The sequence below is a fragment of the Bradyrhizobium sp. Kon37 genome (assembly GCF_055807535.1).
This window is the reverse complement of the sequence record NZ_JBVVOY010000052.1, coordinates 1-8,917: the sequence shown is the minus strand read 5'-3', so window position 1 is coordinate 8,917 and position 8,917 is coordinate 1. Positions and strand designations below refer to the sequence as shown.

Annotated in this window: 4 protein-coding genes, 3 pseudogenes and 1 other annotated feature; of the genes and pseudogenes, 4 read left to right on the top strand and 3 right to left on the bottom strand. The window is 59.2% G+C overall.

Features of this window, described 5'->3' with window-relative positions; all coding sequences use genetic code 11:
• Positions 1 to 683: pseudogene (locus AC0L3J_RS36640) on the top strand (hypothetical protein); the annotation flags it as partial.
• Here AC0L3J_RS36640 and AC0L3J_RS36635 read toward each other — a convergent pair.
• Positions 667 to 948: a hypothetical protein gene (locus tag AC0L3J_RS36635; protein WP_473350324.1), complete on the bottom strand. Its 282-nt coding sequence runs from the start codon at positions 946 to 948 to the stop codon at positions 667 to 669. The pseudogene AC0L3J_RS36640 and the gene AC0L3J_RS36635 overlap by 17 nt on opposite strands.
• Before the next feature lie 430 nt (positions 949 to 1,378).
• Here AC0L3J_RS36635 and AC0L3J_RS36630 point away from each other — a divergent pair.
• Positions 1,379 to 2,056: pseudogene (locus AC0L3J_RS36630) on the top strand (ATP-binding protein).
• 716 nt (positions 2,057 to 2,772) lie between these two features.
• Here the strand turns inward: AC0L3J_RS36630 and AC0L3J_RS36625 are convergent.
• The gene (locus tag AC0L3J_RS36625; protein ID WP_473350323.1) at positions 2,773 to 3,558 is read right to left on the bottom strand and encodes an SDR family NAD(P)-dependent oxidoreductase; all 786 of its coding nucleotides are present in this window, start codon (positions 3,556 to 3,558) and stop codon (positions 2,773 to 2,775) included.
• Between the two features lie 557 nt (positions 3,559 to 4,115).
• Between AC0L3J_RS36625 and AC0L3J_RS36620 the strand changes: the two are divergent.
• A pseudogene (locus tag AC0L3J_RS36620) lies at positions 4,116 to 5,222 on the top strand (IS3 family transposase).
• Positions 4,342 to 4,458 (top strand) — a sequence feature (AL1L pseudoknot). It overlaps the preceding pseudogene by 117 nt.
• A 407-nt stretch (positions 5,223 to 5,629) precedes the next feature.
• Here AC0L3J_RS36620 and AC0L3J_RS36615 read toward each other — a convergent pair.
• Complete coding sequence (locus AC0L3J_RS36615) at positions 5,630 to 7,132, bottom strand: CoA-binding protein (protein ID WP_244561109.1); 1,503 nt, start codon at positions 7,130 to 7,132, stop codon at positions 5,630 to 5,632.
• A gap of 589 nt (positions 7,133 to 7,721) precedes the next feature.
• Between AC0L3J_RS36615 and AC0L3J_RS36610 the strand changes: the two genes are divergently transcribed.
• Positions 7,722 to 8,624 (top strand): beta-keto acid cleavage family enzyme, encoded by a 903-nt coding sequence (locus AC0L3J_RS36610; RefSeq protein WP_085383129.1) that lies wholly within the window; start codon positions 7,722 to 7,724, stop codon positions 8,622 to 8,624.
• Positions 8,625 to 8,917: the final 293 nt, after the last annotated feature.

Below are 8,917 nucleotides of genomic sequence, written 5' to 3'. Positions count from 1 at the left end.
CTGGCTCGCTTCATTTGTCCGTCCTTCAGAAGGCCGGACTCAAACTTCAACTGGAGGAAATCGGCAGGGGCAGGTCAATCGGCATCACCTGGCCGATCCCGGCAAGGAGCTCGACGACACTGCGCTGGAGCGCAAGCTGTTCGCGCCGGCCGGCTACCCCCGCCGCGATTGAAGCCGCTTCCGGATGGGGACACATCTATGTCGAGTTGCGCCGCCGCAGCGTAACGCTGGCGCTGCTGTGGGAGGAATACCGCGCGCATCATCCCGACGGCTACGGCTACAGCCGGTTCTGCGACCTCTATTTTGAATGGCGCCACGGGACCAGGGCGACTATGCGGCAGACCCACGCGGCCGGCGAAAAGCTGTTCGTGGAGTTCGCCGGCGATACCGTCCCGGTGTTCGAGGGGGTCGCCGGGGAGGTCCGCGCCGCCAAGATCTTGACCTTCCTGGGCGGGACGCCGAAGGCGCTCGTCTCCGACAATCTGAAGGTCGGGGTCACGACGGCGAGCCGCTACGAGCCGGGGACAACCGGACTACCAGGATCTCGCGGTCAATTACGGCACCACCGGCGCGACCGCGCAAGCCGAGCGACAAGGCCAACGTCGAGGCGGCGGTTCTCATCGTTCAGCGATGGATTTTCGCGCGGTTGTGCAATTGGCGCGTCCTCTAGGTCGCCGAGTTGAACGTCGCGATCCGCATGCTGTCGACGACCTCAATGCCCGCCTGATGCGCAAGCTCGGTGCCAGCCGCCGTGAGTTCTTCGACACCATCGATCGTCCGGCCCTGATGCGGCTGCCGCCCGAGCCGTATCAGTATGCCGAATGGCGCCGCGCGCGCGTGGCGCCGGATTACCACGTCGAAGTTCAGGACACTTCTACTCGGTGCCATCCCGCTTGATCCGCCAGGTCGTCGGTGCGGGCCGGCGAGGTTACGATCGAGGTATTCCATTGCGGCATCGCCAGCCACGCACGCTCAGGCTTGAAGCGCCGGCACACGAGGATCCCAGAGCACATGCCGAGCGCGCATCGCCGGTACGCCTTCTGGACGCAGGCGCGTTTGCTGGCCGCCGCCGAGAAGATCGGTGCGCTCACGGTCGCGCTGTGCGAGGCGATCATGCGGACAAAGCCCATCCTGAGCAGAGCTTCCGCTCCTGTCTCGGTATCCGGCGGATGGAGAGGACATATGGGACCCAGCGTCTCGAGGCCGCAGGCCGCCTTGGCATCAGCATCGGCGCAGCGACTATCGGTCGATCGCCTCGAGCCCCCAGACCGGACTCGACAAGGCCTTCCTTGCTGACATCGCCCGCGACGAGATCCTATTCAGCACGGCAACATCCGGGGCCGCGGCCACTACCACTGACCAGCAAGAAGGAGACCTTATGCTAGGCAATCATACCCACGAACGTCTTGCTGCTCTCGGGCTCGGGGCATAGCCAAGGCCTTCGATGATCAGCAACGCCAACGCGATGTCACCGCTCAGACTTTCGAGCAGCGGCTCGGCCTGATTATTCATCGGGAAGCAACCGAGCGGGAGAGCAAAAGGCTCACCGTGCGCCTGAAGGTTCGCACCGCTCCGGCAGACCGCAATCGTCGAAGATGTCGATCTGCGCGCTCCGGGCGGCATCGATGGGGCGTTTTTTGCCAAGCTCGTCGAGGGCGATTGGATCGGCCACAAGGCATGCCGCGATAATCGATCCGTCTTATACCATCGCCTGCCAAGGCCGTTCGAAGCTCTTGCGCTCGCCCGCGGCGACGGACGCTATGCGCGGCTCCGCAAGACTCCATCGAGGATCGATTTGCTCATGCTCGATGACTGGGGCCTCGCTCCGCTTGCCGGCGAGCAGCATCAGGACCTCCTCGAAGCCGTCGACGATGGACACCAGCGCGGATCGACCCTCATCACCAGCCAAGTGCCGATCGAAAATTGGCATGAGGTCATCGCCGACGCCGTCCTGGATCGGCTCGTCCACAATGCTCATCGCCTCACACTCAACGCAGACAGCATGCGAACGATCACTGCGCAGCGCGCCACTCGTGACGCAGCCAAGAAACCCTGACCCAACTCCTCATGCCGGCAACGACACCCCACGCCGCCTTCGTCGGAGCAGGTGACCGCCTTCGATCGGAATGCATGGTCGCGTTCAATCGGAATCCCTGGCCACAATCCCCGGAATCCGCAGCAGGGCTTCCCCTAGCGAAGCGCCTGGCGGCACCCTTGGATTTGCCCGACTATGCTTGCTAAAAGGGTACAACTTCGGTTTGCGACCGGGAGGTTAGGTCGGCTACTCAAAAGGTGGCGTGTCGAACTGGAGCGCGGTGAATGCCATGCTCAGGGACTTCGCTGAAAACATTAGTGACACCGGCCGCTAAGCGATAGGCCGTCGCTCGTCTGCAAGTTGCATTTGTGCTTCCAACCCGCGCCTTAACTCGGCGAAGACGTCAACCAACGGTTGAATACTCGCCACATCAGAGAAAGATCATCGAGAGGTCCCGGAGAGGTTCACCTTTTGAGACTGCGCAGAATATTAGGCACTCCAGACGTCGCTGTGGATCTCCCGGCCCTAGCTTCTTGCTCGTTCGGCCTCGTCAGCCCTTCAAACTAGAGGCAGACCGTCACGTGCCGGGACGGCGGGTTCCTACAGACGAGAATCGAAGGTCCATTACTCATTTTTACCCACCAAGGCGCAGCTCAACTCATGATCTTGCGGTCAATCTGAAGCCGGCGAGTCGGAATGAGCGTGATCCGCGAACAGAGAACCGGGGGGATAGTCACTTATCGGATCAAGTGCAGGCCGGCGTCCATGCGTACACACTCACCAGTCATATGGCTTGAAGCCGAGCTTGCCAAAAAATGAACGAGGTGCGCGATGTCTATGGCACTGGATACAATCTTCAGCGCTGCCTTCTCAGCCATCGCATCGCGGACTTCCTTGGCCCGTGCTTCGCCACATACCTTGCGGTGCCAAAATGTGTCAACATAGCCCGGACAAACGGTGTTGACGCGGATACTAGGCGCGAGAGCTTTGGCCAGCGACAAAGTCATCACGTTCAGCGCTCCCTTGCTCGCAACATACGCTAACGACGAACCGTCGCCGCTTATTCCTGCTACTGAGGAGATGTTAACCACCGCCGCCGTAACGCCGCACGCCTGGACGTTCGCTTCCAACAACGATCGCGCCGCGCGGATCATTTGGTAGGGCCCGATGGTGTTTACCGCATATATCTGCTGAAAATCATCAGCCGACAATCCGTCCATAGTATGATGCGGCACATGTTTGGTAATGCCGGCGTTATTGATAAGAACATCGAGCTTTCCCCAAGTAGCGGCAGCGGCAACTATCCTTTTGCAATCGTCATCGCGCGAAACATCGCCCTGCACCACCAAGACTTCGGCAGCGCCAGCATTGCGGCACGCCTCGGCGGTAGCTTCGGCATCTGTTCGGCTGCTGGAATAGTTGATCACAAGGCGAGCGCCATCTTTCGCAAGTAGAAGCGCACTTGCGGCCCCAAGCCCCGATGCCGAACCCGTCACAATCGCGCGCAAGCCGTACTCTGACATCGTGATGCCTCCATCGCGCAAGCCTTTGGGCTAATTCGGCGCCCAATAGCGGGATCCCGATGATCACGCGCCGAAGCAACTCTCTTTGTGCATCGGTCCGCTCTTCGCTTGAAACAAAGGTAAGGATCGCGATCCTGCTTCGCAGCTACTAAATAGGGTGGGGTGGAACGCAACAGAGTATAAGATGAGCCAATATTGTTGCGCCACTTTGAACCCCGGGGTTTGCCAGAGGCATTTTGTTTAAGTTGACGCGCCATGGCACGCTGTTCCAGTATGGCGTAGTAGCGTTCTTGGGCCTCGGCCGCCGGGATGTTGCCGTTAGGCTCCAGGAGCCGCCGGTTGTTGAACCACGAAATTCGCGAACTCGACGGCCTCGAAGCTGCGCCGTGGCCCGCGCCGATGGATCACCTCGGCCTTATAGAAACCGTTGATGTTTCGGCGGGAGCATTGCCATGAACCGCCCCGGGTTTGCCGGAGGCTCGAACTCCTGGGAGGATGGAGCCAGGACAAGCAAGACGAACAAGTTTTCGCCTGAGGTCCGCGATCGTGCGGTCCTGATGGTTCTGGATCATGCTGGCGAGGACGCTTCGCGCTGGGCGGCAGTGACATCGATAGCGGCGAAGATCGGCTGCACACCGCAGACGCTGCACGACTGGGTCAAGAGGGCCGAAGTTGACAGCGGGCAGCGGACCGGCGTTTCGACTGAAATGGCCGAGAAGCTGAAGGCCCTGGAACGGGAGAACCGTGAGCTTCAGCAGGCCAACGAGACCCGCGCAAGGCGAGCGCTTATTTTGCGATGGCGGAGCTCGACCGCCGGTCCAAGCCATGATCGCCTTCATTGATGATCATCGTGGGGCGCATGGGGTCGAGCCGATCTGCAAGGTCCTGCCGATCGCCCCCTCGACCTACCACTCCCATGTGGCCAAGCGGCGCGATCCGGCCAAGCGGTCGGCGCGCGCCAGGCAGGATGCCGCTCTGAAGGTCCAGGTTCGTCGCGTCTTCGATCAGAACTTCCGCGTCTACGGCGTGCGCAAGGTCTGGCGCCAGCTCAAGCGAAGGCTTTGACGTTGCTCGTTGCGCCTGCGAGACATGGGTTTCCAAGCGTGATCCGGGGCAAATCCGTCAGAAGCACGATCAGCGACAAGGCGGCGCCATGCCCGCTGGATCACGTCAACCCGCCAGTTCAAGACGCCACGGCCGAACGTCCGTTGGGTCTCCGACTTCACCTATGTAGCGACCTGGCCGGCTTCGTCTACGTCGCCTTCGTCATCGATGCTATGCCCGCAGGATCGTCGGCTGGCGGGCCTCGCGCACGGCGCATGCAGGGCTTCGTGCTCGGTGCGCTGGAGCAGGCACTACGTGATTCACGTATCCATTAAGTACACCGAGTGTCTTGCTGAGGGCCGGCGTCGAGCCTTCTGTGGGCAGTGTCGGAGATTCCTACGACAACGCTCTCGCCGAAACTATCAACGGTCTCTACAGGGCCGAGGTGATCCATCAGCGCGGGCGATGGCGCGGCTTCGAGACCATCGAGTTCGCCACTCTTGAATGGGTCGACTGGTTCAACAACCGACCGCTCCTGGAGCCCATTCGGAAACATCCCGCCGGCCGACGCCGAGCAACGCTACTACGCCGTGCTGGAACAACTGGCCATGGCAGCTTAACTTAAACCAAATGGGCTCCGGCAAACCCCGGGGCGGTTCAGCCATAGGAATTTCCGACACTGCCGAGAGGGCTCCACGCCTCCAGCGGCGCCCGGAACAGATCGTTCGATCCCGTCGTCCTGTGCTTCTTCGGTCGCATCGGCCCCTCCGATGCACCACAGAATCATGGTCCACAGCGAAAGGGAATCCACAAACGAAAATTGCAAGGTTTGGGGGCCCAAGCCCCCAATCCCTGTAATCTCAAATGCCGCCGCAACCGGAGCAATGACTCCTGCTCAATCGCTTTAGAGCCTTGTTCGCGGACGACCATCTAGTGCCACTCTGTGCAGGTGATTCCATACCTGCCCAAGAAAGACTCGCGAAGGCTACTGGATCGCGGCTGCTGTCGCACGTTCCGAGCTAGGCTCTTAGATCGCTCCTGCTTGGTGCGGCGCCTGCGATATTGTATTCGTTGGTGCAGCGCTCGGGCTCGAGGCGTGCCACCCGACGACTTTGCCCAAAGCTCGAATAGAACCCGCGGTGCCTTGCAAGAGCGCTCGGCCAGCGAACATGGGCGGATTTCCATTACTCTCCCCGCCTTGACACATTCCATTCATCTGCGAGACCGGAATGACCACTACTCCGGGATTTTGTGCCATAAGCTTCGTCAATGCAACACCAACCACAGAATCGTCCTCAATGCTCGTCGGCAAGTCCTTGCCCCAGAGAAGGATGTCGAACTCATCACTCTGTCCAAGTACTTCTATGCAACTCGTCAGGATCTCGGCATCGAATGCGCTCTGAGCGCTCAAATCTAGGGGATTGAAGTTGTTTGCGAATCTCGGCAGCACGTTGGCCAACTTTTCGCGCAACCCATGGGAAAAGGAAGCAAGCTTCAGTTCTGGCGTCGACAGGATCGAATCAGCCACTATATTGCCCATTCCGCCAGAAAAACTTACAAATGCGACGCGTTTCCCCCGGGGGCTGCGGCAGGTGTTGAAAGCCACAACGGTTTCGATTAGGTCCTCAACCGAGTGAACGGCAATGACACCCAGATCTTCCAGAAAACGGATATCTGTTTTATAGCTGTTCGCGCCTTGTGTTGCCGTATGTCGTTTGATGCTCTTTTGCACCTCAGCATGTGCCCCGACGCGCAACATGATGATTGGCTTGCCCAGTTCCCGTGCGCGCGTACAGGCAATGGCAAAGCATTCTGGATCGTTAATGCCTTCGCAATAGCTGACGATGACTTCCGTTTGTGGATCGTCGGCGAAGAAGTTAATTAGTTGGGCTGTTGTTACGCTGGCTTCATTGCCAGTCGTCATGATCTTGCTAATCCCAATGCCTCTGCTCATCAACGGATGCATCACTGTGACCATCTGCCCGCTCTGGAAGACGCCACTGACTCCTCCAGCGAGCACCTTAGTGATCTTATTGTCCCCGACGGCAATTATCGGCCGGTGAAGATTGAGCAGCCCAAATGTGTTGGGCCCGATAACGACTATTGTCGCCGCGTCTTCTGCCCAGCGTTGAACTTGTTGCTGTCTGGCGCGGCCTTCCCTCGAGTCGAGTTCCGCAAAACCGCTAGCGATGATCTGCGCGGCTCCCACCGACTTTCGCTTGCATTCCTCTAAAATAGGGAGAAGATTCTCGGCTCGAACGCATAGCACGGCTAGATCGACGTGAAACGGGACGTCTGCGATGGACTTGTAACAGTCGACGCCGTCAATGCTCGTATACTTGGGGTTCACAGCAGCAATGTTTCCGTCGAAGCCGAAGGAAACGATGTTGTTAAGGATACTTTTGGCGAGGCTCGGCTTCGGCGAGGCACCAATCACGGCAACTCCCTGCGGTTCGAACAGGGATTTCAGAGCCCATCTGCGGTTTGCCATCCTGAAGTTGGCCGAATGCTGTGCTTCTGAATGCATCATCGCCCCTCTCTCTGTGGTTATGGCATCTCATTGGCAATGAACATGCCAGAAGCATCTAAGCGCGATAAGCGCCTCAGCTCAGAGAATCCGCCGGAATAGGGCCGACACCTCGCTCTATGACATCGTATCGCTTCACAAATGGAACAATTTGAGCAACAGTCATTTGTGCGCGAAACGACAAAGGTGTAGCGATCGCGGCCCAATGTAGCGACTAGTGTTTTGCGACTCACATTGAATCTGGCGCGGCCCAGAGTGCGGTGAATGGTGCACGCAGGCGAACACGGCACGCTGGCTCAAGTGTGGTGAACAGGCACTGGAATCCGGGCTGCCGGGTCGGTCACTGGCCGCGTGATTGGAGGCCGAAGTTCTAGGTGTTCAGGCTGTTTGCTAAAGCTGTGTTTTCTCTCATGGCGCAACCGCGCACCGATCCATGAACGGCACGCCGATTGCTTGGATGATGAATGCGGCTGAAACGAAGTCGCAGTTGCATTGATAATGCATACGTTCGGACGCAAGAGAATGAACTTAACGGCGGCCGATCTGATCTTAGTGCGGGCCTGGATTGGTGCTAGTCAAGGAGAAGGTCTGGATGATTTCTGAGGTCTTTATCACCTGTGCTGTCACAGGGTCTGGAAGTTCTGTGGAGCACAGCCCGCATGTGCCGGTGACCCCAGAGCAGATCGCCGATTCGGCTATTGAAGCCGCCCGGGAGGGCGCGGCAGTGGTTCACATTCACGTCCGTGATCTTGAAACCCGACGGGGAGCCCGAGACCCGGCCCTATATAGGGCGGTGGTGCAGCGGATTCGGAAGTCGGACGTGAATCCGGTAATCAACCTGACTGCGGGTATGGGCGGAGACCTCGTGTTAGGTGAACCGCAGTCTCCTCTGCCGCCGAACCCCGCGGCGACGGACATGGCGGGTGCGCTCGAGCGACTGGTGCATGTGGAGGAGTTGCGCCCTGAAATCTGCACTCTCGATTGCGGGACGATGAACTGGGGCGCCCGCGCCCAGTACATCATGGTCAATACCGCCGGGACGCTGCGCGTGATGGCCGCACGCGTGAAGGAGCTAGGTGTGCGTCCTGAACTTGAAGTGTTCGATACGGGTCAGTTGGTGCTCGTGCGCGACTTAATTGAGGACGGGATAATCGAGGATCCCGCGTTGATCCAGCTATGTATGGGAATTCGGTACGGCGCACCTGACGATCTTACCACGCTCATGGCGCTGGTGCACCAGATTCCGCCTCGAGCGATCTACTCGGCCTTCTCGATCGGACGAATGCAGCTTCCGTATGCGGCATTGGCACCGTTGGTCGGCGCAAACGTACGGGTTGGTCTAGAAGACAATCTTTATCTCTCTCGCGGGCGGCTGGCGACTAATGCCGAACTCGTCCAGCGGGCCGTGGAAATTCTCGTCAGGATGGGCGTGCGCGTAATGAGCGCAGATGAGGTACGCCAGAAACTCGAATTGAGGGCCACCACTGAGAGGTGAGAGTCTATGCCTAACGTGAGCCCGCGACCGGGAGGTCTGCAGCCGGAGCGCCCTATCGCCCAAATCCGCGGAAGTAGCTCGTCGAGCCTTGGACGGGTGTGCAGCGACCCGACCAAAACCTCAGCCAGCAAGTCTTTGTGGATCGACGTCGTGCACTGTTGAGGCGGTCTGGCTTTAAGCGCCATCAGCGATCCGCCAAAAACGGCCTAGCCAAGGTGACCTGCCCCTGCCGATTTCCTCCAGTTGAAGTTTGAGTCCGGCCTTCTGAAGGACGGACAAATGAAGCGAGCCAG

What these genes read in the sequence shown, in the direction of transcription:
- AC0L3J_RS36635 (WP_473350324.1), bottom strand. Translation starts at nt 948, where the DNA reads ATGGAATACCTCGATCGTAACCTCGCCGGCCCGCACCGACGACCTGGC.
- AC0L3J_RS36625 (WP_473350323.1), bottom strand. Translation starts at nt 3,558, where the DNA reads ATGTCAGAGTACGGCTTGCGCGCGATTGTGACGGGTTCGGCATCGGGG.
- AC0L3J_RS36615 (WP_244561109.1), bottom strand. Translation starts at nt 7,132, where the DNA reads ATGATGCATTCAGAAGCACAGCATTCGGCCAACTTCAGGATGGCAAAC.
- AC0L3J_RS36610 (WP_085383129.1), top strand. Translation starts at nt 7,722, where the DNA reads ATGATTTCTGAGGTCTTTATCACCTGTGCTGTCACAGGGTCTGGAAGT.